This is a genomic window from Pseudomonas sp. TE3899, from assembly GCF_056279105.1.
In genome coordinates this window covers 6,580,358-6,604,212 of record NZ_JBWBQR010000001.1, presented here as the reverse complement: position 1 = coordinate 6,604,212, position 23,855 = coordinate 6,580,358, and the positions used below count along the sequence as shown (strand labels likewise).

Here is a 23,855-nt window from a genome sequence, read left to right as displayed (position 1 = left end):
AATCAAAAGATCGCAGCCTTCGGCAGCGCCTACAGTGTAGAGCGGGTGAAGGCCGCGATCTTGATAGATGCATCAACCCAGCTGTGCGGCAACCGACTCCGGAATGTCCGCGTTGGAGTAGACGTTCTGTACGTCATCCAGGTCTTCGAGCATGTCGATCAGCTTGAGGACCTTCTCGGCACCCTCCAGATCCAGTTCGGCACTGGTGGTCGGCAGCATAACGATTTCCGCGTCATCCCCTTTGAAACCAGCCGCTTCCAACGCGTTACGCACGGAGTAGAACCCGGCAAACGAAGTGAACACGTCAATCGAACCGTCTTCGTGGGCAACCACGTCATCGGCGTCGGCTTCCATGGCCGCTTCCATCAGCGCGTCTTCGTCAACGCCCGGCGCGAAGGAAATCTGGCCCTTGCGCTCGAACAGATACGCCACCGAACCGTCAGTACCGAGGTTGCCGCCGCATTTGCTGAACGCGTGGCGCACAGCGGCTGCGGTGCGGTTACGGTTGTCGGTCATGCACTCGACCATTACCGCCACGCCGCCCGGGCCGTAGCCTTCGTAGGTCAGTTCGACCATGTCGTCGGTGTCGGCAGCGCCAGCACCGCGAGCCACCGCGCGATCAATGATGTCGCGACTCATGTTCGCGCCAAGGGCCTTGTCCAGCGCCAGGCGCAGACGCGGGTTGGAACCTGGATCGCCACCACCCTGACGGGCCGCAACGGTCAGTTCACGAATCCACTTGGTGAAAATCTTGCCCTTCTTGGCATCCTGACGTTCTTTGCGGTGCTTGATGTTCGCCCACTTGGAATGACCCGCCATATCTCGCTCCGAATTCTCTTTGAAACATTGCCCGCTGCGCACGTTCGCGCCAGCCAGCAAGAAAAAATCTCGACCTATGAAAAAGGCGCATCCCATAAGGATGCGCCTTCAGGGTCAGCCTTACTCAGCCTTTGGCGTTTCGCGCAAACGAATGTGCAATTCGCGCAATGCCTTGGCATCTACAGCACCCGGAGCCTGCGTCATGACGTCAGCCGCGCTCTGGGTTTTCGGGAAAGCGATCACTTCACGGATCGACTGGGCGCCAGTCATCAGCATCACCAGACGGTCCAGGCCGAAGGCCAGACCACCGTGCGGCGGCGCGCCGTATTTCAGGGCGTCGAGCAGGAAGCCGAATTTCTCTTCCTGTTCCGCTTCATTGATACCCAGCAGGCGGAAAACGGTCTGCTGCATTTCCTTGCGGTGGATACGGATCGAACCGCCACCCAGTTCGGTGCCGTTCAGGACCATGTCGTAGGCACGGGACAGCGCGGTCGCCGGGTTGGCTTCCAGTTCTTCCGGGGTGCACTTCGGCGCGGTGAACGGGTGGTGCAAGGCGGTGAAGCTGCCGTCGTCGTTCTCTTCGAACATCGGGAAGTCGACGACCCACATTGGCGCCCACTTGCAGGTCAGCAGGTTCAGGTCGTTACCGACCTTGATCCGCAGCGCGCCCAGGGCTTCGCTGACGATCTTGGCTTTGTCGGCGCCGAAGAACACGATGTCGCCATCAACCGCGCCAACGCGATCGAGGATCACATTGAGGTTGGCTTCAGGGATGTTCTTGACGATTGGCGACTGCAGGCCTTCGACGCCTTTGGCGCGCTCGTTGACCTTGATGTACGCCAGCCCCTTGGCACCGTAGATGCCGACGAACTTGGTGTAGTCGTCGATCTGCTTGCGCGGCATGCTCGCAGCGCCTGGAACGCGCAGGGCGGCAATGCGGCATTTCGGGTCGTTGGCCGGGCCGCTGAACACCTTGAAGTCGACGTCTTTGAGTTGATCTTCAACGTCAACCAGTTCCAGCGGGTTACGCAGGTCCGGCTTGTCGGAACCGTAACGGCGCATGGCTTCTTCGAAGGTCATGTGCGGGAAGTCGCCGAATTCCAGATCCAGCACTTCCTTGAACAGGTTGCGGATCATTTGTTCGGTGATGGCCATGATCTCTTTTTCATCGAGGAAACTGGTCTCGATGTCGATCTGGGTGAATTCCGGCTGGCGGTCAGCCCGCAGGTCTTCGTCACGGAAGCACTTGGCGATCTGGTAGTAGCGGTCGAAGCCGGCAACCATCAGCAGTTGCTTGAACAGCTGTGGCGATTGCGGCAAGGCGAAGAAGGAACCGGCGTGGGTGCGGCTTGGCACCAGGTAGTCACGCGCGCCTTCCGGGGTGGCACGAGTCAGGATCGGCGTCTCGACGTCGAGGAAGCCGTTCTCGTCCAGGAAGCGACGGATGCTGGTGGTCATGCGCGAACGCAGGCGCAGCTTCTCGAGCATTTCCGGGCGACGCAGGTCGAGGAAGCGATAACGCAGGCGGGTTTCTTCGCCAACGTCGGAGAACTCGTTGAGCGGGAACGGCGGGGTTTCCGATTCGTTCAGCACTTCCAGCTCGTAGCCCAGCACTTCGATCATGCCCGACGCCATGTTGGCGTTGGTGGCACCGGCCGGACGCAGACGCACCTTGCCGGTGATCTTCACGACGTATTCACTGCGCACGCGATCGGCGGCAGCGAAGCTCTCGGCGCGGTCCGGATCGAATACCACCTGGGCCAGACCGTCACGATCACGGATATCGAGGAAAATCACCCCACCGTGGTCACGGCGACGGTGAACCCATCCGCAAAGGGTAATTTCCTGGCCTTCCAGGGCTTCGTTCAGTTGGCCGCAATAATGGCTGCGCATCATGGTAGTGGTTTCACTTCTCGTAATCGAAATTCGGTTGGAGGCCTTGCAGATGGTGCAAGAGCTCGCGCGTGTCGTTCAACTCAGGTCCAAGACCCTAGTCAGCTTTGTCGCCGCCGGCCAGATTCTTCTTGGAACCGGTCTTGAAGTCGGTTTCATACCAGCCGGTGCCACTGAGGCGGAAACCCGGCATGGACAGCATCTTCTTGAGCTCTGGCGCCTGGCACGCAGGGCAGTCGACCAGCGGTGCTGCGCTGATCTTTTGAATGGCTTCCAACTGATGACCACAGGAAGCACATTGATAGTCGTACATCGGCATGGGGGTTGTCTCGGCGATCAGATTGCTACCGCTTACACTGGGTTTTGCGGCAAAGAGCGGGATTATATCCATTAAATGCAGCCTGTGCAGCCGTAAGACTGCACAGGCCGACATACCACCCGCTGCGGCGTGAGCCACGGGAGGAACGTGCGTTACTTCAAGCTGTGTACAACGCAGACAACGCGCACCAGCCCGGTGAAATTCTTCACCCCGCCATGACGCAAATGCACCTCGCGATCCACGTGGGACAACAGTGCACTGACGGAGCAACCATTGAGCGTGGCCATCTCGCCCAGAATTTCCCAATAGACCTGCTCCAGCCGCAGGCAAGTCGCAAAACCGTTCAAGCGCACCGATCGGGATAACGGCCTGGCCAGCCCCATATCGAATTCCCTGACGAACGGATCAACCTTTATAGCCGGTTGCGCACCGGGCCTCCACTCGCTTCGACTTCCTCCATAAACCATACCGCTGACACTCCTTTGCCATCCTGGTTTCGATAAGAGCAACCTCCTGTGCCCTTATCAAAACGCAGGCGCAAAGTTATATCCAGATGACTTTTTGACCATCCACGTAGGATAAGCCAACAGCTGGGAGAGGATCATGGACACGGTCCTAGGCTGGACTGTTTCCTACAAAGCCCGGGGTATTTTCTTTGGCTGAAAGGGTATTTGGCTGAGAGAAAAAGCCGTGCACGAACAACGCTCCCCGGCGCCATCCGCGCACCTCGCGGTTACTGATCGAGCAATGAGCGCAACATCCACGCGGTTTTTTCGTGAACCTGCATGCGCTGGGTCAGCAAATCCGCGGTGGGTTCATCGCTGACCTTGTCCAGCAACGGGAAGATCCCGCGGGCCGTGCGGGTCACGGCTTCCTGGCCGTCGACCAATTGCCTGATCATGTCTTCGGCACTCGGCACACCCTCTTCTTCTTTAATAGAAGAAAGACGTGCATACACCGAATAGGCACCGGGTGCCGGGAAACCCAACGCACGAATGCGCTCGGCGATCAAATCGACCGCCAGGGCCAATTCGTTGTATTGCTCCTCGAACATCAAGTGCAGGGTGCGAAACATCGGCCCCGTGACGTTCCAGTGGAAGTTATGGGTTTTCAAATAAAGCACATAAGTGTCCGACAACAGACGCGACAGCCCGTCGACGATGGACTTGCGATCCTCTTCACTGATACCGATATCAATTGCCATGCTTATCCCCTAAAGGTGATGAAATTCATCCGACAAGTGCAGGACCACTGTAGCAAGGCTGTCCACACCCTGCAGTCCCGGATGGCCAGCCGAGCTGCGACAAATCGCCCACGGGGGCACCGCTGGCCTGCCTGATTTGAGTAGCCGCAGGCTTTGCTGTTAAATAGGCAGCGTGTCGCCACTCCCCTATTTTTCCGGGTGCGGCGCATAGGCTGGTAGCGGGTACGTGTCCACCGCCTCTTATTGTTCTGAAGCGGACCGTGCTCAATCAGCTCTTCCTTGTGATCCGTCTTAACGTGAGTCAATCAAAATGTTGAAAATCGTCCACCTGCTAATGGGCGCAGCTGCTTTGCTGCTGTCCTTCATCCCTAGCCTGCGATCCGAAGCGGTACCTTACCTGCAACAACCCGATGCGCTGTACCTGGCCTTTTTCGGCCTGCTCAACCTGACCCTCGCTCCGGTTATCCCTTACTGGAACAAAGGTCCTCGTCACCAACTGCAAAACCTGGTCAGCGCCCTGCTGGTCCTGGCTGTCGTGCTGCAAACCCTGACGCTGATCGCGCCGATGCCGGTGATTGCCGGTCAACCCGCGGTTCTGTTCAGTCTCGTTGTTACCCTGGTCGCCGTGCTCCTGCACCTGGCCATCAGCTTCTACAAATCGTCACCGGCCGCCGCCTCGCCAAGCTATGACATGAGCAACCGCGATACCGGCACCGTCAAGTGGTTCAACACGTCCAAAGGCTTCGGCTTTATCTCCCGGGATTCCGGCGATGATATTTTCGTGCACTTCCGGGCCATTCGTGGCGAAGGCCACCGCGTTCTGGTCGAAGGCCAGCGCGTGGAGTTCTCCGTGATGAATCGCGATAAAGGCCTGCAAGCCGAAGACGTGATTGCCGCACTGCCCCGTCGCTGATTCCGAGCGATAAAAAAACCGCGAACAGCCTGGCTGTTCGCGGTTTTTTATTGCCCGGCGTTTAGCCGCTCTACTTAATAATGCGGCGGTGGCGCCTCTTCTTCGGAGGACTCGAACTGGCCAGCCATTTCTTCCTGGCGCCGCAGCAGCGCGGCCATTTGCAGTTGCAGGCGTTCGACCACCCGCTGTTGCGTCACGAGAATATCGTTCAATGACTGAATGGTGTCGTCCTGGAACGCCAGTTGGCTTTCCAGATCGTTGACGCGTTCTTCCAGGCCCATGGCTCAACCCTCCAGAAACGTGAAGTGATCGGTCAAGACCAGGCGCAGCCGTTCGCGGATCACCGCGACCTGCTCGGCGCTGTAGGGCTTGGCCGGGTGCTTGCCCCAGACCGGGGCGGGCCAGGCGGCATCCTCGCGTTTGCGCACAATCACATGCATATGCAACTGACTGACAACGTTACCCAGCGCCGCAACATTCAACTTGTCGGCGTCGAACGAGTCCTTGAGCATTTCTGCCAGGGCGGTGGTTTCCTGCCAGAGCTGCTGCTGATCGGCGACATCTAACTGAAACAACTCGCTGATATCTTCGCGGCGCGCGGTACCAGGATGAACCAGGGGTAGTTCGAATCGTTGGACAAGAGCAACCGGCAGAGAGGGAAATCGCCGATGGGTAAGGTGTCTTGTTGAAGTCGTGGATCTAAAGCGAACACTGTGCGCACTCCCGCCTGTTTCATCATTTTCAGCTTAGCGCCGCCCACCGGAGGCTGCGCGCCAAGCGACAGAACCGCAGCATACCTGCGAATGCCCCGGGCTTCACGACGAACCCGGCCCGCAGGGTCAACTCAGCCATGCGGTCCCGCGCCCCGAGATGAGACATTTTTGTCCGGCGCGCACCATTACAGCACCGATGCCGCAGCGAAAACCGCCGAAATGACCGACAAACACTCCTCCGTTCGCGCCCTGCCACTGGCCACGCTGTATGAATACAGCACAGCGAATAAAATTTTTTGCACCAAAACCGCACATCGCGTCTACGCTGAGTCCGTCGGGGATCCGCCAATTACTCACTCACGGGGTGAACCGGTAACGTTTTTTGTGGTCGCGCAATTGTCATCAGCGTGCAACACACTGGAAAGGATGGCGTCAAGCGCAAACAAAACGCGCTTGAAACCCCCGGTTTTATGAGGTTTTTACAGGAACGAGCGTGCCGATAGAAAAAAACGGCAACAGAATTCAGGTTTGAGCACGCTTGTTGCATTCACACCCATATCGTCTACAAGTGCCCTGCTGGAAGTGGGAGCCTTGAGGCCAATAAAAACAGCGGCAGGGTTGCCCAATGGAGATTCAAACGTTTCACCAGGGACTCTTTTTATCGACGCTAAAGCTTTGGAAAACAGCGCCTAAGTTGTTAATCCGCTTGCATCGAGGTTGTAAATTTGCGACATCTATCAAGCTGTTTGCGACAGTGTCGTAAAGAAGCTGAAAGGTTAGATGCGCAAGTATCGCCAATATTGTCGGCGTGATATAAGTTTGCGCCGACACAAAAAGAAAGAGCCGCCCAGATAATAAAACAGGTGGGACGGCAGTACTCTTCTAAAAACCAAAGGAGCAAATCACGATGCGCGTGATGAAGTGGAGCATGATCGCACTGGCTGTTTCAGCAGGCACCTCGCAGTTCGCAATCGCGTCCTCCCAGGACGAGTCCAAGGGCTTTTTCGAAGACCAAAGTCTGAAAGCCAAAACCCGTATGGAGTACATGAACCGCGACTTCAAGAACGGCGGCGGTAACATCTCCAACGGTGATGGCACCTTTAAAAGCGGCTATCGCCAGGACACCGGTATCAGCGAACTGGTGACCTACGAGTCCGGCTTCACTAAAGGCACCATCGGTGTGGGCGCCGATGCCATGGCAATGGGCTCGGCCAAGCTGGACGGCGGTTCGGGCCGTCGCGGTAACGGTCTGTTCGCTAACGACAGCGACGGCAACCCGGAAAAAACCCAGTCCAAGATCGGCGGCGCAGTTAAATTCCGCCTCTCCGACACCACTCTGAAATACGGTCAGCAATTCGTTGCCAGCCCAGTATTCGCTACCGATGACAGCCGTCTGCTGCCAGAAGTCGCGACCGGTACCCTGATCACTTCCAAAGAGATCAAGGGCCTGGAACTGAGCGCAGGTCGCTTCACTTCCCTGAGCAAGCAAACCGGCATGGGTCGGGACAGCATCGGCGGCCTGCCTGATGAAAATGGTTTTGGCGGCAAAGGCCTGACCAACATCAACATCTTCGGCGCCAGCTACGCGTTCACCGACAACTTCACCGGTGCAGTGGCTGCTTCCGACGCAGATGACTACTTCAAGAAGCAGTACATCAACCTGAACTACACCCTGCCGATCAACGAAGATCAGTCCCTGAACTTCGACTTCAACGGCTATAAAACCGAAGGCGAGAAGCGCGGCGACCTGGTTGACGCAATCGGCGACGGCACCGCCGGCGTGGACAACAAACTGTGGTCCCTGGCAGCTGCCTACAGCATCGGTGCTCACAAGTTCACCGTTGCTCACCAGCGCTCCAGCGGCGACAACGCTTACTACTACGGCGTTGACGGTAACAGCACCATCTTCGTAGCCAACTCCATTCAGATCTCCGACTTCGTGGGCCGCGAAGAGCGCTCCTGGCAGGCTCGCTACGACCTGAACATGAAAACCTACGGCGTTCCAGGCCTGAGCTTCATGACCCGTTACGTAATGGGTGACAACATCAAGACCAACGGTCTGGGTGAAGGCAAGGAAAACGAGTGGAACCTGGAGTCCAAGTACGTTCTGCAAGAAGGTCCAGCAAAAGACCTGTCTTTCCGCGTGCGTTTCGCCAACTACCGCTCGAACGGCGCGTACAGTGGTTATGCGGGTGACAACTACGACACTCGTGTAATCGTTGAGTACCCGCTGACCATCCTGTAATCAGGATGTAAACCGGTCGTACTGTAGAGCTCTGCTCTAACAAAAACCGCTCACCTGTTTCAGGTGGGCGGTTTTTTTATGTCTGTTGCGCTGTAACTTCGCAAGCAAGCTAATTAACTCCAACCAATAACATTAGGAAGCTATCTTTTCTAAACGATAGCCATAAAAAAACCCAAGAGCCTTATCGACTCTTGGGTTGACGGCTTTAACTTGACCGAACAGCCAAGTTAAAAAACTCCGTTACTGTGGTGTTGCTTCCTGAACCACGCGAATAACCCGTTGCGGAAACGGGATATCGATACCGGCCGCTTTCAAACGATCACGGGATTGCTCATTGAACATGAACATCACATCCCAGTAATCGGCGGTCTTGACCCACACCCGCAGGGACACAGTGATCGAACTGTCACCCAGGGTCGAAATCACCGCCTGAGGCGCCGGCTCGGCCATGACGCGTTCATCCTTGGCCAGTTCCAGCAACACTTCACGGGCCTTCTGCAAGTCCGCTTCGTAGTCCACGCCTACATCGAACACGACTTTACGGGTCGGCTGACGATTCGTGTTGGTGATGATGCCGTTCGACAGGTTGCCGTTCGGGACGATGATGGTTTTGTTGTCACCGGTGCGCAGCACGGTGTGGAAGATCTGGATGCTGTCGACCGTACCGGCCACACCCTGTGCTTCGATCCAGTCACCAATGCGGAATGGACGGAACAGCAGAATCAGCACGCCGCCGGCGAAGTTCGCCAGGCTGCCCTGCAATGCCAGGCCGATGGCCAGGCCGGCCGCACCGATGGCCGCGACAAACGAAGTGGTTTCCACACCGATCATCGACGCGACGCTGACAATCAGCAGTACCTTGAGAATGATGTTGGCCAGGCTGCTGATAAAACCTTGCAGCGCCAGGTCGGCGTTACGCAGGGCCAGCAAACCGCCGAGCTTGTTCGTGACCTTGTTGATCAGCCACCAGCCGATGGCCAGGGTAATCACCGCCAGCAAGACGCGGCTGCCGTATTCCATGATCATCGGAATCCAGGCTTGCGATGCCTTGACCAGATTGTCCACTTCGCTATTCAAATCCATCTACTTTCTCCTGATTTCCGGCCATCCGGCACGCGAAAAGTAAGCGGCAGAAAAGACCAACCCCACCGGGATTTGATCGTTTCTGCCATTGCTGGGGCCTCGGACGCCGAAAACGCCAGGAGGTTCCCGCCTTGAAGGTCAGTCGCGGAAGTTGTTGAACTGCAGCGGCATGTCGAACGTCTTGGCGCGCAGGGCCGCAATGGCTTCCTGCAAATCGTCGCGCTTCTTGCCGGTGATTCGCACCTGCTCGCCCTGAATCGAGGCCTGGACCTTGAGTTTGGCGTCCTTGACGTGAGCAACGATTTTCTTCGCCAGCTCTTTGTCGATGCCTTCCTTGAGCACGGCTTCCTGCTTCATCAGCTTGCCCGACGCATAAGCGTCTTTGACTTCAAGGCACTGCACGTCGATTTTGCGCTTGACCAGGGACAGCTTGAGGATTTCGATCATCGCTTCGAGCTGGAAGTCGGCTTCAGCGGTCAGGTTGACGGCCAGGTCCTTTTCCTTGAACTCAAAGCTGCCCTTGCCTTTCAGGTCATAACGGCGATCGAGTTCCTTGACGGCGTTCTCGACCGCGTTGGTGACTTCGTGTTTGTCCAGTTCGGATACCACGTCGAACGACGGCATGTAGTTTCTCCAATAAAAAGGCGCGCTCGATCATGATGGAGCGCGCTTGGCTTGCGGTTAAAATCGGGCTCATTATAACGGGTCTTTTCCAACCGATACTGCGAGCCGCACATGCCTGCCTCAAACCGAGCAAAAAACTGATGTCCACCACCTGGCATGTTCTGGGCGCCGGCAGTCTCGGCACCTTGTGGGCCACCCGTCTGGCGCGGGCCGGCGTTCCGGTGCGGTTGATTGTGCGCGATGAGCAACGCCTGCAGGCGTACCAGTGCGCCGGCGGCCTGACCCTGGTGGAGCACGGCGAGGCAAAAATCTATGCGGTGCCCGGTGAAACACCTGACAACGAAGAGCCGATCAATCGCCTGCTGGTGGCTTGCAAGGCCTACGACGCCGAGAACGCCGTGGCCCGACTGGCGTCGCGCCTGGCCCCGGGCGCCGAGCTGATTCTTTTGCAGAATGGCCTCGGCAGTCAGGATGCGGTCGCGGCCAAGGTGCCCCAGGCTCGTTGCATCAGCGCGTCGAGCACCGAAGGTGCGTTTCGCGATGGCGACTGGCGCGTGGTGTTCGCGGGTCACGGTTACACCTGGCTCGGGGATGCCGGCCACCCGGTGGCGCCGATCTGGCTGGACGACCTGACGGCCGCCGGGATTCCCCATGAGTGGAGCACCGACATCCTCACCCGCCTATGGCGAAAACTCGCACTCAACTGCGCAATCAATCCCCTGACCGTGCTGCACGATTGTCGCAACGGCGGTTTGCAGCAGCACCATTGCGAGGTGGCCACGCTCTGCGCCGAACTCACCGAGCTGCTGGAACAATGTGGCCAGCCGGCCGCCGCTGAGGATCTTCAGCAGGAAGTGGAGCGAGTGATCCACGCCACCGCCGCCAATTATTCCTCGATGTACCAGGATGTTGCCAATCAACGCCGCACCGAAATCAGCTATCTATTGGGCCATGTCTGCAAAGTCGCGGCGCGACACCAGCTGCACCTGCCCCATCTGCATCAATTGCAGCAACGGCTGATCGCTCATCTGCACAGCCTTGGATTGCCCAGCGACTGAGCAGCGGCTACGCTGGCCACTTGTTCCTTTGCAGCGATAAACCTGATGCCACTGCGCCAGCGCCTCGAAAACCTTCCCGTCGGCCAGAAACTGCTGGCCGCCCTGCTGGTGCTGTTGATCACTGTCCTGCTGGTCGCCAACCTGACGTTCATCAGCGCCGCGTACTACATTTCCCAGGAAAGCATGGCGCCCCAAGCCCTGCAGACCATCGGCCGACTGGTGTCCAACCCGAGCCTGGTGGCCGAGGCGTTGAAGTCGCCGCAAAGCGCCGAACGCCTGCTCAATGAACTCAATAGCTACTCACCGTTGCGCGCGGCAGCGCTGTATGACGGTGACGGCGTGCGCCTGGCGCAGTTGCAGCACGGCGAAAAGCTCAAGCTGCCGGAGCGCTACCGGCATATCGAAGCCTGGCAAGCCACGGAATTTCGCAGCAATCAAATCATCACCCTGCCCCGCCCCGGCACCGAGCCGGGTCATCTGCTGCTGGTGGCGAGCAGCGAACTGCCGGTGGCGTTCTATACCGGCACCCTGACCGCGAGCTTGGGGATCCTGATCTTCAGTGTGCTGCTGTGGCTGGTGATCGCCCGGCAGATCAAACGCCTGATCACCCGACCGATCCATCAGCTCGAAGAACTGTCCCGACAAGTGACCCGTGAAGAGAACTACGCCCTGCGCGCCTCTCGCGGCAACCACGATGAAATCGGCAGCCTGGCCGAGGCGTTCAACACCATGCTTTCGCGCATTGAAGCCCGGGAGCAGCAACTCAAGCGCGCCCGGGACGATTCCCAGGCCGCTTACGATCAGGCCCAGGGGCTGGCGGAAGAAACCCGTCACACCAACCGCAAGCTGGAACTGGAAGTCCAGGTGCGGAGCAAGATCGAAAAGAAACTCACCGGTTTCCAGAACTACCTCAACAGCATCATCGACTCCATGCCGTCGGCGTTGATCGCCCTCGATGAGCAGCTCTACGTCACTCAGTGGAATCAGGAGGCCAGTGCCCTGTCCGGCACGCGCCTGGATGAAGCGCTGAACCAGCCGATCTTCCTCGCCTTCGAACCGCTCAAGCCATTCCTGCCGCAACTCAAGCAAACCGTCGAGCAGCACACTGTGGCCAAGATCGAACGGGTGACCTGGGTCAAGGACGATGAAGCCAAACACTACGCCCTGACGTTCTACCCGCTCATGGGCGGCGCCGGGCGTGGGGTGGTGATCCGTATCGACGACATCACCCAGCGCCTGTCCCTGGAAGAAATGATGGTGCAGTCGGAAAAAATGCTCTCGGTGGGCGGCCTCGCTGCCGGTATGGCCCACGAAATCAACAACCCGCTGGGGGCGATCCTGCACAACGTGCAAAACATCCGCCGACGGCTGTCCCCGGACCTGCCGAAGAACCTCGAACAGGCCGAACACGTCGGCATCGAGCTGGAAACGGTCAATCAATACCTGCAAGCGCGGGAAGTCCCGCAGTTGCTCGATGGCATCCAGCAGGCCGGGGCACGGGCGGCGAAGATCGTCACGCACATGCTCAGCTTCAGCCGGCGCAGCACCCGGCAAATGGCCCCGTGCGACCTGCCGGCGCTGATCGATCAAGCGGTGGAAATTGCCGGCAATGACTTCGACCTGGCCATCGGCTTCGACTTCAAGGGCCAGGCGATCATTCGTCAGTTCGACCCGGCGCTGGGCCCGGTGCCGGGCACGGCCAACGAGCTGGAGCAGGTGCTGCTCAATTTGCTGAAAAACGCCGCCCAGGCGATTCACCAACGGGAAGACGACCGCGAACCAGGGCGGATCATCCTGCGTACCAAACTCAACCCGCCGTGGGCGGAAATCCAGGTCGAAGACAACGGCATCGGCATGAGCGAGAACGTGCGCAAACGCACCTTCGAGCCGTTCTTCACCACCAAGGAAATCGGCCAGGGCACTGGCCTAGGGCTGTCGGTGTCGTATTTCATCATCACCAACAACCACAAGGGCCAGATGGAAGTGCAATCGACCCTCGGCCAAGGCACCTGCTTCACCTTGCGCCTGCCGTTGGCGGGCACCCCGCTCGTCTCCCAAGAACTCAATCAGCTACCGAGGTAACCCATGGGCTTTCGCTTGTCGAAGATTTACACCCGCACCGGCGACAAAGGCGAAACCGGCCTGGGCGATGGCCGCCGCGTGCCCAAGGATCACCCGCGGATCGAGGCCATTGGCGAAGTCGATACGCTGAACAGTCAGGTCGGTGTGTTACTCGCCGGATTGGCGGCAGAAAGCGCGACTTATCCAGGCTTGAAGGAGGTGATCGACGTGTTGGCCCCGTGTCAGCATCGACTGTTCGACCTCGGCGGTGAACTGGCGATGCCGGTGTATCAGGCCTTGAATGAAGCGGAAATCGAACGGCTGGAAGCGGCCATCGATGTGTGGAATGAAGAGTTGGGGCCGCTGGAGAATTTCATTCTGCCGGGCGGTTCGGCGTTGATTGCCCAGGCCCATGTGTGCCGCAGCCTGGCCCGCAGTGCGGAGCGCCGGTGTCAGCATTTGAACGCGGTTGAGCCGTTGGCCGGGGTGGGCCTGGCGTACATCAATCGGTTGTCGGATTTGTTGTTTGTGGTGGCGCGAGTGATTGCCAAGCGTCAGGGGATTGCCGAGATTTTGTGGCAGGCGGCGGCGAAGCCTCAGGCGTAATGATCATTCCCACGCCGAGCGTGGGAATGATCAGGTGTTACGCCTCAGGCCAAAACGCCCGAATCCCCGCCACACCCTGCGCCCCGGCTTCCCAAGCCTTCTGCCGATCCGACGGGCCAACGCCACCCAACAAGAACACCGGTTTGCTGAAGCCTTCGATCAGGGCCGCGGCCTGTTCCCAACCCAACGGCTGGCCATCCGGGTGGGTCTGGGTCAGCTGCACTGGCGACAGGGTGACGAAGTCCACGTCCATCTGCTCGGCCAACGCCAATTCTTCCGCGTTATGGCAGGACGCCGCCAACCAGCGCGATGCCGGCAGCGGCCGGCCCTTCTCCGCATACTTGCGCAGTTGCGCGGCGGTGATGTGCCAACCGGCGGACGGGAAGTCACCCAGCCATTCGAACGGGCCCTTGATCATCAACTGCGCCTTGCCGGCACACAGCCCCGCCGCGTCCACCGCCAGGTCGCGGTATTTCGGGTCGTAACCGTTGGGTGCGCGCAACACAATCAACTTGATGCCACCGGCAATGGCTTTCTGGATACCACGCAGCAGGGCCGGGGTTTCCAGATCTTCCGGGGTAATCAGGTACTCCGCCGGCAGCCGTGCGGCCGCGACAATTGGCTGGTTGGCCGCCGGGAACTCATAGTTCAGCAGATCCCGGGGCGCGACCCATTCCAGCGGCTGGCCTTCGGCACCGTGGGGTTCGCCGGTAAATGCCGAGACTTCCCAGACATCCAGCAACACTTGCTTGTCCGGGTAGTCGTGGCGAACCTTGATGAGCGGGCGCGCAGCACCGACGACAATCCCCAACTCTTCATGAAGTTCGCGGGCCAGGGCCGTCTCGACCGACTCGTCAGCCTCGACCTTGCCACCGGGAAACTCCCACAGGCCACCCTGATGCTGGGTATCGGCACGACGGGCAATCAGAATCCTGCCTGCGTTGTCACGGATAACCGCGGCGGCGACGTGTACTCGTTTCACTGTGCTACCTCCTCCAGACCAGCCTTCTGCCAGGCCTTGAAAAACGGCCATTGGTAAATTGTTTCAACGTAAGCCTCATCGGCCGCCGGCAACTTCACCCGGTAAGTGCGCAGACGCACGGCAATCGGCGCGAAGAACGCATCGGCCAGCGTTGCAGCGCCGAACAGGAACGGGCCGGTTTCGGTCGCGACCGCGCGGCATTCTGCCCACAGCGCCAGCATGCGCTCTATGTCCGCCTGAACCTCAGGTGGTGTCGAGGGCAGTGCTTCGTCGCGGCTCAGGTCGAAGGGCATGTTGCTGCGCATCGCGACAAAGCCGCTGTGCATCTGCGCGCAGGCCGAACGCGCCTGGGCGCGAGCGGCGGTGTCTTTGGGCCAGAGCTGGGCGTCGGGAAACTGCTCGGCCAGGTATTCGGCTATCGCCAACGAGTCGGCGATGACACCGTGCTCGGTCTTCAGCAACGGGACTTTGCCGGTGGGCGAATGCTTGAGCAGGCGTTCTCGGGTGTCGGGCTGGCCGAGTTTGATCAGCTCTTCGGTGTAGGGCGCGCCGGTCAGGTCGAGGGCCAGGGCACCGCGCAGGGACCAGGAGGAAAGCAGCTTGTCGCCGATGATCAAGTGGAGGCTCATGTTCGGGACCTTTTGGTGAAGGGGTACAGGCCAGAATCTCTAGCGTCTGGTCGGCCGTCTTCGCGGGCAAGCCTTGCTCCTACAGTGTTGTGGCGTTCACACATCCGTGAATAACATCAATCCTGTAGGAGCAAGGCTTGCCCGCGAAGGGGCCGACTCGGTCTTACGTACGATATTCGGCGTTGATCTTCACGTATTCGTGGGACAGGTCGGTGGTCCAGATGGTTTCGCTGCAATCGCCGCGACCCAGTTCGATACGGATGGTGATTTCTTCCTGCGCCATCACCGCCGAGCCTTGGGCTTCGGTGTAGGTCTCGGCGCGGGCGCCACGGCTGGCGATGCACACGTCACCGAGGAACACGTCGATCTTGCTCACGTCCAGGTTCGGCACGCCGGCACGGCCAACGGCGGCGAGGATGCGGCCCCAGTTCGGGTCCGAGGCGAACAGCGCGGTCTTGATCAGCGGCGAGTGGGCCACGGTGTAGCCGACGTCCAGGCATTCCTGATGATTGTCGCCGCCGTTGACTTCAACGGTGACGAACTTGGTCGCGCCTTCGCCGTCACGGACGATGGCCTGGGCCACGTCCATGCACACTTCGAACACAGCCTGTTTCAGCTTGGCGAACAATTCGCCACTGGCGGACGTGATTTCCGGCAGCGAAGCCTGACCGGTAGCAATCAGCATGCAGCAATCGTTGGTCGAGGTGTCGCCGTCAATGGTGATGCGGTTGAACGACTTGTTGGCGCCGTCCAGCAGCAGGTTTTGCAGCACGTCACGGGCAACTTTGGCGTCGGTGGCGATGTAGCCAAGCATGGTTGCCATGTTCGGGCGAATCATGCCCGCGCCTTTGCTGATGCCGGTGACGGTGATGGTCACGCCGTCATGCTGGAACTGGCGGCTCGCACCTTTGGGCAAGGTGTCGGTGGTCATGATGCCGGTGGCGGCGGCTTCCCAATTATTCACCGAGAGGTCGTCGAGGGCCGCTTGCAACGCGCCTTCGATTTTCTCGACCGGCAGGGGCTCGCCGATGACACCGGTGGAGTACGGCAGCACCAGGCTGGCATCGACACCGGTCAGTTCAGCCAGTTTCGCGCAGGTGCGCGCGGCGGCAGCCAGGCCTGGTTCGCCGGTGCCAGCATTGGCATTACCGGTGTTGGTCAGCAGGTAACGCACCGGGCCTTGCACGCGTTGCTTGGCCAGGATCACGGGAGCCGCGCAAAACGCGTTCAGGGTGAACACGCCCGCGACCGTGGAACCTTCGGCACAGCGCATGACCACGACATCCTTGCGCCCGGGGCGCTTGATGCCGGCCGAGGCGATACCGAGTTCAAAACCGGCAACCGGGTGCAACGTTGGCAAAGGACCAAGACCAACAGCCATGAATGCGCTCCTTAATAAATGATGTCAGCACCGGCGTCGCAGCATCGGTGGTTTAAATGGCAAAACGCCGCGACGGCTAATGCCGGTCGCGGCGCGGGTATTTCAGCGATTGAAACGGGTTTTACTGGATCTGCCCGTGGCAATGCTTGAATTTCTTGCCCGAACCGCAGTAGCACAGTTCGTTGCGGCCCAGCTTCTGATCGTTGCGTACCGGCGCGGCGGCAAGGGCCACATCGACCTCTTCACCGAGCAGTTCCGGTTGCTCAAGACCCGGTGCTTCGTCGTGCTGGAACTGCAGGCGCGCCGCCAGTGCCTCGGCTTCCTGACGCAGGCGTTGCTCTTCTACTTCCGGATCTTCGCGGCGCACCTGAACGTGGGACAGCACACGGATCGAGTCGCGCTTGATCGAATCCAGCAGCTCGGAGAACAGCGTGTACGACTCGCGCTTGTACTCTTGCTTCGGATTCTTCTGCGCATAACCACGCAAGTGGATGCCGTGACGCAAGTGATCCATGGTCGACAGGTGGTCTTTCCACAGGTCGTCGAGTACGCGCAGGACGATTTGTTTCTCGAAACTGCGCAGCGCTTCGGCGCTTGCCGCTTCTTCTTTCTCGTTGTACGCCGCCAGCAGCTCGGTCATGAGCTTCTCGCGCAGGGTTTCTTCGTACAGGTGATCGTCTTCGTCGAGCCATTGCTGGATCGGCAGCGCCACACCGAAGTCGCTCTGCAAGGCAGCTTCCAGACCGGCCACGTCCCACTGCTCAGGCAGCGATTGCGGTGGAATGTGCGCGCTGACAGTGGCGTTGAGCACGTCCTGACGGAAATCGGCGATGGTTTCGCCAATGTTGTCGGCGGCCAACAAACTGTTACGCATGTGATAGATCACTTTACGTTGTTCGTTGTTGACGTCATCGAACTCGAGCAGTTGCTTACGAATATCGAAGTTGCGGCCTTCAACCTTGCGCTGAGCCTTTTCGATGGCGTTGGTCACCATGCGGTGCTCGATCGCTTCGCCGGACTGCATGCCCAGGGCCTTCATGAAGTTCTTCACCCGGTCAGAGGCGAAGATGCGCATCAGGCTGTCTTCCAGCGACAGGTAGAAGCGGCTGGAACCGGCGTCACCCTGGCGACCGGCACGACCACGCAACTGGTTGTCGATACGGCGCGATTCGTGACGCTCGGAAGCGATCACTTGCAGGCCACCGGACTCCAGCACTTGCTGGTGACGCTTCTGCCAGTCGGCCTTGATCTGGGCGATCTGCTCGGGGCTCGGGTTTTCCAGCGCCGCGACTTCAACTTCCCAGTTACCGCCCAACAGGATGTCCGTACCACGACCAGCCATGTTGGTGGCGATGGTCAGTGCACCCGGACGACCGGCTTGCGCGATGATCTCGGCTTCTTTTTCGTGGAACTTGGCGTTCAGAACCTTGTGTTCGATGCCTTCCTTCTCCAGCAGGCTGGACATGTGCTCGGACGTTTCAATGGTCGCAGTACCCACCAGCACCGGACGGCCCTGGGTCATGCATTCCTTGATGTCGGCAACGATGGCCGCGTACTTCTCGTCCGCGGTGAGGAACACCAGGTCGTTGTAGTCTTTACGCGCCAGCGGTTTGTTCGGCGGGATAACCATCACCGACAGACCGTAGATCTGGTGGAATTCGAACGCTTCGGTGTCCGCGGTACCGGTCATGCCGGACAGCTTGTTGTACAGACGGAAGTAGTTCTGGAACGTGGTCGAGGCCAGGGTCTGGCTTTCGGCCTGGATGTTCAGGTTTTCCTTGGCTTCGATGGCCTGGTGCAGGCCTTCGGACAAACGACGACCCGGCATGGTACGACCGGTGTGTTCGTCGACCAGCACAACCTGACCGTCCTGCACGATGTATTCGATGTTGCGATGGAACAGCTTGTGCGCACGCAGGCCGGCATAAACGTGGGTCAGCAGGCCCAGGTTATGCGCGGAATACAGGCTCTCGCCTTCCGCCAGCAGACCGACGCGGGTCAGCATGTCTTCGATGAACTGGTGACCGGCTTCGTTGAGTTCGACCTGACGGGTCTTCTCGTCAACGGTGTAGTGGCCAGCCTTGGTGACTTCGCCTTCGACTTCTTCGACGTGCAGTTCCAGTTGCGGGATCAGTTTATTGATCTCGACATACATTTTGGAGCTGTCTTCGGCCTGACCGGAAATGATCAGCGGCGTACGGGCTTCGTCGATGAGGAATGGAGTCGACTTCGTCGATCACGGCAAAATTGAGTTCGCGCTGGAATTTTTCTTCCATGCTGAACGCCATGTTGTCGCGCAGGTAGTCGAAACCGAATTCGTTGTTGGTGCCGTAGGTAATGTCGGCAGCGTAAGCCTGGCGTTTCTCTTCCGGCGGCTGGAACGGCGTGACCACGCCGACCGTCAGGCCGAGGAATTCGTAGAGCGGACGCATCCAGTTGGCGTCGCGACGGGCCAGATAGTCGTTCACGGTGACAACGTGCACGCCTTTGCCGGACAGCGCGTTCAGGTAAACGCCCAGTGTGGCCACCAGGGTCTTGCCTTCACCGGTACGCATTTCCGCGATCTGGCCTTCATGCAAGGTCATGCCGCCGATCAACTGGACGTCGAAGTGACGCATGCCCATGACGCGCTTGCCGGCTTCGCGGGCGACCGCAAAGGCTTCTGGCAACAGCTTGTCGAGGGTTTCCCCTTTGGCGATGCGGGCCTTGAACTCGTCCGTCTTGGCACGCAACTGATCGTCCGAAAGGGCCACCATTTGCTCTTCGAAGGCATTGACGAATTGCACCGTCTTGAGCATGCGTTTGACTTCACGCTCGTTCTTGCTTCCAAAAAGTTTCTTTAACAAAGGCGCAAACATATCGGCAGGATCTTCCACACTAAAGGGATGGAGGGCGGCCCCGTGAGTCGCCCGAGCAGCCCTCATGGCCGCATGCGAACGAGCATTCTACCCGGAAACGATGGTGAGGAAAGTGGCGTTATTCCACGATGCATGCACTGCGCTGTTACGGGGCTCACTTAAAATAAGGGCTTTTTACTGAACTTCAAGCCATTCACGGCAGAAGTTACTTGTTGATTTAATGGGTAAAGCGCTCGCAAAGCAATGGGTCAGGCTCATCGAGTGCTTTCTGCTACCATGGCCGCTCTGTTACTTCAGGTGTCTGATCATGGCATTTCGCCCTCTCACGGCCAGAGCACCCGCCGTTCTGCTTCGCGAAGCCAAACCGCTGAAAGCCATCTTCGGCCAGGCTCAACGCCTGGGTCATCTGCAACGCCTGGTGGAAAGCCAGTTGCAACCCGCTGCGCGCGAGCACTGCCATGTGGCGTCGTGGCGCGAGGGCAGTTTGTTGCTGATTGTCACCGACGGTCATTGGGCCACCCGCCTGCGTTACCAGCAGAAGCGCTTGCAACGGCAGCTGCAGTTGTTTGATGAGTTCGCCAGCCTGACGCGGATTCTGTTCAAGGTTCAGCCGCCGACCGTCCAGCAGGGCGCGGCGGGGCATACCATCAGTTTGTCCAGCGATGCGGGTGCGACCATTCAGGCGACAGCCGACGGGATCAGCGATCCGAATTTGCGGGCGGCGCTGGAGCGCCTTGCGGCGCACGCCAAACCAAAAGACTGATGAAAATCCTGTAGGAGCGAGGCTTGCCCGCGAAGCTTTTGGCGCCCTCAAGGGCCTCTTCGCGGGCAAGCCTCGCTCCTACATTGATTGTGGCCAGCCAGGAATTCAGCGGCGTTTGCTGCCGCCCAATAGAGAGCCCATCAACCCACGCACCAACTGTCGGCCCAGCTGGTTCGCCGCCTGTCGCATCGCCGATTTCAGCGCCTGCCCCGCCGCCGTGCCAAGAAACTCCCCAGCCTTGTCGGTAAAACTCGGCTCCTCAGCAGCCGGCTTACCCGGTTCAGCCTCCGGCGCCAGGCCCTTGCGCCCCATCAACACTTCATACGCCGATTCGCGATCAACCGGCTTGTCGTAACGCCCCTTGAACGGCGACCCGGCGATCAGCATCGTGCGCTCGGTGTCGGTCAACGGCCCGATCCGCGACTGCGGCGGTGCGACCAACACCCGCTGGACCATCTCCGGCGTGCCCTTGTCCGCCAAGGTGCCAACCAGCGCCTCGCCGATCCCCAGTTCAGTCAAGACCGACAAGGCATCAAACGCCGGGTTCGGCCGGAAGCCATCCGCCACGGCGCGCAGGGACTTCTGTTCTTTGGCGGTGAACGCGCGCAAGCCGTGCTGCACCCTCAAACCGAGCTGGGCCAGCACGTCGTCCGGCAAGTCCCCCGGCGACTGGGTGACGAAATACACGCCCACGCCTTTGGAACGAATCAGGCGCACCACTTGCTCCAGACGCTCCTGCAACGCCTTCGGGGTGTCGGCGAACAACAAGTGCGCTTCGTCGAAAAACAGCGCCAGCAGCGGTTTGTCGGCATCGCCGCGCTCCGGCAGTTGTTCGAACAGCTCGGCCAGCAGCCACAGCAGGAAGGTCGCGTAGACCTTCGGCGCTTCATGCACCAGACGACTGGCATCGAGCAGATGAATGCGCCCACGACCATCGGCCGCCGGTTGCAGGATGTCTTCGAGTTGCAGCGCCGGCTCGCCGAACAAGGCTTCGGCGCCCTGTTGCTCCAGGGTCGCCAGCCGCCGCAATAGCGCCTGACTGGAACCGGTGGTCATCAATGCCGCGTCTTCGCCGAGCAATTGCGGGTTGTCCCGCAGGTGATTGAGCAGCGCTTTCAAATCCTTGAGGTCCAGCAGCAACAGGCCTTCGCGGTCCGCGACCTTGAACGCGGCGTACAGCGCCGACTGCTGACTGTCGGTCAGCTCCAGCAACGCGCCGATCAACAGCGGGCCCATTTCGCTCAGGGTGGTGCGCAAGGGATGACCGGACTCACCGTGAATGTCCCACAAGGTCACCGGATACGCCTGAGGCTTGTAGTTCAGCCACGGCATCCCGGCGATGCGCTCGGCGACCTTGCCTTGTGGGTTGCCGGCGGCGCCCAAGCCACACAGGTCGCCCTTGATGTCCGCGGCGAACACCGCCACACCGGCATCGCTGAAGGCTTCGGCCAGGCGTTGCAACGTGACGGTCTTGCCAGTCCCGGTCGCGCCCGCGACCAGACCGTGACGGTTCGCCAGGCGCATGGCCTGGGCGATCGGCTGCCCCGCGAGGTCGGCGCCGATAACGAGTTGCGATGAGTCAGGCATTTTGTCACCCATGGTTAATCTTTGATCCTGCACGGCCGATAAAAAGAGGCGAGAGACCAGACTGAAAAGAGCGTCGGTAATTCCCTAAGGAGAGACGGAATATCAGCTTACTTTCAACACCGCCCAATTTGCGTGCCTTTATAAAAGCACGCCCTGGACATTAAGACCTTAGCGGACACCCCAAGCCATGAACAAAAATCTGCGTTTCAGCCATAAGATACTGCTTGCCGCCGCCCTGATCGTTATTGCCGCCTTCGCCTCATTCACGCTGTACAACGACTATTTGCAACGCAACGCGATTCGCGAGGACCTGGACAATTACCTCAACGAGATGGGCGAGGTCACCGCCAGCAACATTCAAACCTGGCTGACCGGTCGCATTCTGCTGATCGACAACCTCGCGCAGAACATCGCAATCAACCCTGAACAGTCCACCGTGGCCAGCCTGCTTGAGCAGAAAGCCCTGACGTCGACGTTCATGGCGTCCTACCTCGGTGACGCCACCGGCCACTTCAGCATTCGCCCGGATGTGAAAATGCCTGACGGCTTCGACCCTCGGGTTCGCCCCTGGTACAAAGGCGCCGAAAGCAGCAGCACGGCAACGCTGACGGAACCGTATATCGACGCGGCCACCGGCCAGACCATCATTTCCATCGCCACCGCCTCGAAAAAGGCCGGACAAAGCGTGGGCGTAGTGGGCGGCGACCTGAGTTTGCAAACCTTGATCGACACCCTCAGCGCCCGAGACTTCGACGGCATGGGTTATGCCTTCCTGGTCAGCGCCGACGGCAAGATCCTCGTGCACCCGGACAAAGCCCTGGTGATGAAATCCCTGAACGAGGCCTACCCGAAAAACACCCCGCGCATCAGCAGCGATTTCAGTGAAGTCGAAGTTGACGGCAAGACCCGCATCGTTACCTTCACCCCAATCAAAGGCCTGCCATCGGTCAACTGGTACATCGGCCTGTCGGTGGACAAGGACAAAGCCTTCGCCATGCTCAGCGAGTTCCGCGCCTCGGCGGTGGTCGCGACGGTGATCGCCGTGGCCATCATCATCGCCCTGCTCGGCATGCTGATCCGAATCCTGATCCAGCCGTTGCACGTCATGACCCGCGCCATGGAAGACATCGCCGACGGTGAAGGCGACCTGACCAAACGCCTGACCATCCAGAACAATGACGAATTCGGCATCCTCGGTACCGCGTTCAACCGCTTTGTGGAGCGAATTCATACCTCGATCCGCGAAGTGTCCTCGGCCACCGGCCAGGTCAACGAAGTGGCGTTGCGTGTGGTCGCGGCCTCGAACTCGTCGATGTTCAACTCTGACCAGCAAGCCTCGCGCACCAACAGCGTGGCCGCCGCGATCAACCAGCTCGGCGCCGCCGCCCAGGAAATCGCGCGTAACGCCGCGCAAGCCTCGAACCAGGCCAGCGACGCCCGCAGCCTGGCCGAAGACGGCCAGCAAGTGGTGGACCGCAGCATCAAGGCGATGAATCAACTGTCGAGCATGCTCAGCGCGTCGAGCACCAACATTGAGTCGCTGAACAGCAAAACCGTGAACATCGGCCAGATCCTCGAAGTGATCACCAGCATTTCCCAGCAAACCAACCTGCTGGCGCTCAACGCAGCGATTGAAGCGGCGCGCGCCGGTGAAGCCGGTCGTGGCTTTGCGGTGGTGGCCGACGAAGTGCGCAACCTGGCGCACCGCACCCAGGAATCGGCGCAACAGGTGCAGACCATGATCGAGGAGCTGCAAGTCGGCGCCCGGGAATCCGTCAGCACCATGAGCGAAAGCCAGCGCCACAGCCAGGACAGTGTGGAAATCGCCAACCTGGCCGGCGAACGCCTGAACAGCGTGACCCAGCGCATCGGCGAGATCGACGGGATGAACCAGTCGGTGGCCACGGCGACCGAGGAACAGACTGCGGTGGTGGAGTCGATCAACGTCGACATTACCGAGATCAATACGCTGAACCAGGAGGGCGTGGAAAACCTGCAATCAACGTTGCGCGCGTGCTCGGACCTTGAGCAGCAGGCGGCGCGGTTGAAGCAGTTGGTGGGTAGTTTCCGTATCTGAGGCGTCCTTCAGGGCCTCTTCGCGGGCAAGCCTCGCTCCT

At 59.5% G+C, this 23,855-nt stretch carries 19 protein-coding genes and 3 pseudogenes; 8 read left to right on the top strand and 14 right to left on the bottom strand.

The annotated features are described in order from the left end of the window. Positions 1-72: 72 nt before the first annotated feature. The 5 genes from ACZ89E_RS29950 to ACZ89E_RS29930 all read right to left on the bottom strand — a co-directional run bounded on the left by ACZ89E_RS29950 (position 73) and on the right by ACZ89E_RS29930 (position 4,235). Positions 73-819, bottom strand: coding sequence for a YebC/PmpR family DNA-binding transcriptional regulator (locus ACZ89E_RS29950; protein ID WP_149657889.1), 747 nt, complete (start codon positions 817-819; stop codon positions 73-75). A 120-nt stretch (positions 820-939) separates the two neighbouring features. Further along, positions 940-2,715, bottom strand: coding sequence for an aspartate--tRNA ligase (gene aspS / locus ACZ89E_RS29945; protein WP_149657890.1), 1,776 nt, complete (start codon positions 2,713-2,715; stop codon positions 940-942). A 94-nt stretch (positions 2,716-2,809) separates the two neighbouring features. After that, positions 2,810-3,031, bottom strand: a complete 222-nt coding sequence (locus tag ACZ89E_RS29940; protein WP_010457489.1) for an FmdB family zinc ribbon protein — start codon at positions 3,029-3,031, stop codon at positions 2,810-2,812. 152 nt (positions 3,032-3,183) lie between these two features. Further along, a complete protein-coding gene (locus ACZ89E_RS29935; RefSeq protein ID WP_149657891.1) occupies positions 3,184-3,498 on the bottom strand; it encodes a ribbon-helix-helix domain-containing protein in 315 nt (104 codons plus the stop codon). Between the two features lie 266 nt (positions 3,499-3,764). Continuing rightward, positions 3,765-4,235 (bottom strand): Dps family protein, encoded by a 471-nt coding sequence (locus ACZ89E_RS29930; RefSeq protein ID WP_149657892.1) that lies wholly within the window; start codon positions 4,233-4,235, stop codon positions 3,765-3,767. 310 nt (positions 4,236-4,545) lie between these two features. Between ACZ89E_RS29930 and ACZ89E_RS29925 the strand changes: the two genes are divergently transcribed. Beyond that, positions 4,546-5,148 (top strand): cold-shock protein, encoded by a 603-nt coding sequence (locus tag ACZ89E_RS29925; RefSeq protein ID WP_133838099.1) that lies wholly within the window; start codon positions 4,546-4,548, stop codon positions 5,146-5,148. Between the two features lie 74 nt (positions 5,149-5,222). Here the strand turns inward: ACZ89E_RS29925 and ACZ89E_RS29920 are convergent, their stop codons facing one another. Together ACZ89E_RS29920 and ACZ89E_RS29915 are read right to left on the bottom strand one after the other, a co-directional pair. After that, on the bottom strand, positions 5,223-5,429 hold the full coding sequence (locus tag ACZ89E_RS29920) for a SlyX family protein (RefSeq protein ID WP_149657893.1): 207 nt from the start codon (positions 5,427-5,429) through the stop codon (positions 5,223-5,225). Between the two features lie 3 nt (positions 5,430-5,432). Then, a pseudogene (locus ACZ89E_RS29915) lies at positions 5,433-5,860 on the bottom strand (HIT domain-containing protein). A gap of 908 nt (positions 5,861-6,768) precedes the next feature. On the opposite strand from ACZ89E_RS29915, the gene ACZ89E_RS29910 reads away from it, so the two are divergent. Further along, positions 6,769-8,106 (top strand): OprD family porin, encoded by a 1,338-nt coding sequence (locus ACZ89E_RS29910; RefSeq protein ID WP_476256939.1) that lies wholly within the window; start codon positions 6,769-6,771, stop codon positions 8,104-8,106. A 240-nt stretch (positions 8,107-8,346) separates the two neighbouring features. On the opposite strand, the gene ACZ89E_RS29905 is transcribed toward ACZ89E_RS29910, so the two are convergent. Both ACZ89E_RS29905 and ACZ89E_RS29900 read right to left on the bottom strand, forming a co-directional pair. Next, positions 8,347-9,189, bottom strand: coding sequence for a mechanosensitive ion channel family protein (locus ACZ89E_RS29905; RefSeq protein WP_149657895.1), 843 nt, complete (start codon positions 9,187-9,189; stop codon positions 8,347-8,349). 138 nt (positions 9,190-9,327) lie between these two features. Beyond that, positions 9,328-9,813, bottom strand: a complete 486-nt coding sequence (locus tag ACZ89E_RS29900; RefSeq protein ID WP_133838103.1) for a YajQ family cyclic di-GMP-binding protein — start codon at positions 9,811-9,813, stop codon at positions 9,328-9,330. A gap of 140 nt (positions 9,814-9,953) precedes the next feature. Between ACZ89E_RS29900 and ACZ89E_RS29895 the strand changes: the two genes are divergently transcribed. Genes ACZ89E_RS29895 through ACZ89E_RS29885 form a run of 3 tightly spaced genes read left to right on the top strand, consistent with a single transcriptional unit; the run spans position 9,954 to position 13,538 of the window. After that, positions 9,954-10,871 (top strand): putative 2-dehydropantoate 2-reductase, encoded by a 918-nt coding sequence (locus tag ACZ89E_RS29895; RefSeq protein ID WP_476256938.1) that lies wholly within the window; start codon positions 9,954-9,956, stop codon positions 10,869-10,871. A gap of 45 nt (positions 10,872-10,916) precedes the next feature. Beyond that, entirely contained in the window at positions 10,917-12,953 is a 2,037-nt protein-coding gene (locus ACZ89E_RS29890; RefSeq protein ID WP_476256937.1) for a sensor histidine kinase, read from the top strand. Between the two features lie 3 nt (positions 12,954-12,956). Then, the gene (locus ACZ89E_RS29885) at positions 12,957-13,538 is read left to right on the top strand and encodes a cob(I)yrinic acid a,c-diamide adenosyltransferase (RefSeq protein ID WP_149657899.1); all 582 of its coding nucleotides are present in this window, start codon (positions 12,957-12,959) and stop codon (positions 13,536-13,538) included. A 37-nt stretch (positions 13,539-13,575) separates the two neighbouring features. Here the strand turns inward: ACZ89E_RS29885 and ACZ89E_RS29880 are convergent, their stop codons facing one another. The 4 genes and pseudogenes from ACZ89E_RS29880 to secA all read right to left on the bottom strand — a co-directional run bounded on the left by ACZ89E_RS29880 (position 13,576) and on the right by secA (position 19,388). After that, positions 13,576-14,520 carry a Nudix family hydrolase gene (locus ACZ89E_RS29880; RefSeq protein ID WP_149657900.1) on the bottom strand — a complete coding sequence of 315 codons (945 nt, stop codon included), beginning with the start codon at positions 14,518-14,520 and terminating at the stop codon, positions 13,576-13,578. After that, positions 14,517-15,149, bottom strand: coding sequence for a glutathione S-transferase family protein (locus ACZ89E_RS29875; protein ID WP_476256936.1), 633 nt, complete (start codon positions 15,147-15,149; stop codon positions 14,517-14,519). The genes ACZ89E_RS29880 and ACZ89E_RS29875 overlap by 4 nt, the downstream gene beginning before the upstream one ends. A 163-nt stretch (positions 15,150-15,312) precedes the next feature. Then, positions 15,313-16,530, bottom strand: coding sequence for a bifunctional glutamate N-acetyltransferase/amino-acid acetyltransferase ArgJ (gene argJ / locus ACZ89E_RS29870; protein WP_476256935.1), 1,218 nt, complete (start codon positions 16,528-16,530; stop codon positions 15,313-15,315). A gap of 121 nt (positions 16,531-16,651) precedes the next feature. Then, positions 16,652-19,388, bottom strand: a pseudogene (gene secA, locus ACZ89E_RS29865) (preprotein translocase subunit SecA). Between the two features lie 307 nt (positions 19,389-19,695). Between secA and ACZ89E_RS29860 the strand changes: the two are divergent. Beyond that, on the top strand, positions 19,696-20,151 hold the full coding sequence (locus ACZ89E_RS29860) for a DUF721 domain-containing protein (RefSeq protein ID WP_054613720.1): 456 nt from the start codon (positions 19,696-19,698) through the stop codon (positions 20,149-20,151). Positions 20,152-20,256: 105 nt separating this feature from the next. Here ACZ89E_RS29860 and ACZ89E_RS29855 read toward each other — a convergent pair whose 3' ends face one another. Further along, complete coding sequence (locus ACZ89E_RS29855; RefSeq protein WP_149657904.1) at positions 20,257-21,738, bottom strand: helicase HerA-like domain-containing protein; 1,482 nt, start codon at positions 21,736-21,738, stop codon at positions 20,257-20,259. Between the two features lie 187 nt (positions 21,739-21,925). Between ACZ89E_RS29855 and ACZ89E_RS29850 the strand changes: the two are divergent. Both ACZ89E_RS29850 and ACZ89E_RS29845 read left to right on the top strand, forming a co-directional pair. Then, positions 21,926-22,957: pseudogene (locus ACZ89E_RS29850) on the top strand (HAMP domain-containing protein); the annotation flags it as partial. A gap of 93 nt (positions 22,958-23,050) precedes the next feature. Next, positions 23,051-23,815, top strand: a complete 765-nt coding sequence (locus ACZ89E_RS29845; protein ID WP_372242329.1) for a methyl-accepting chemotaxis protein — start codon at positions 23,051-23,053, stop codon at positions 23,813-23,815. The last annotated feature ends 40 nt before the right edge of the window (positions 23,816-23,855 follow it).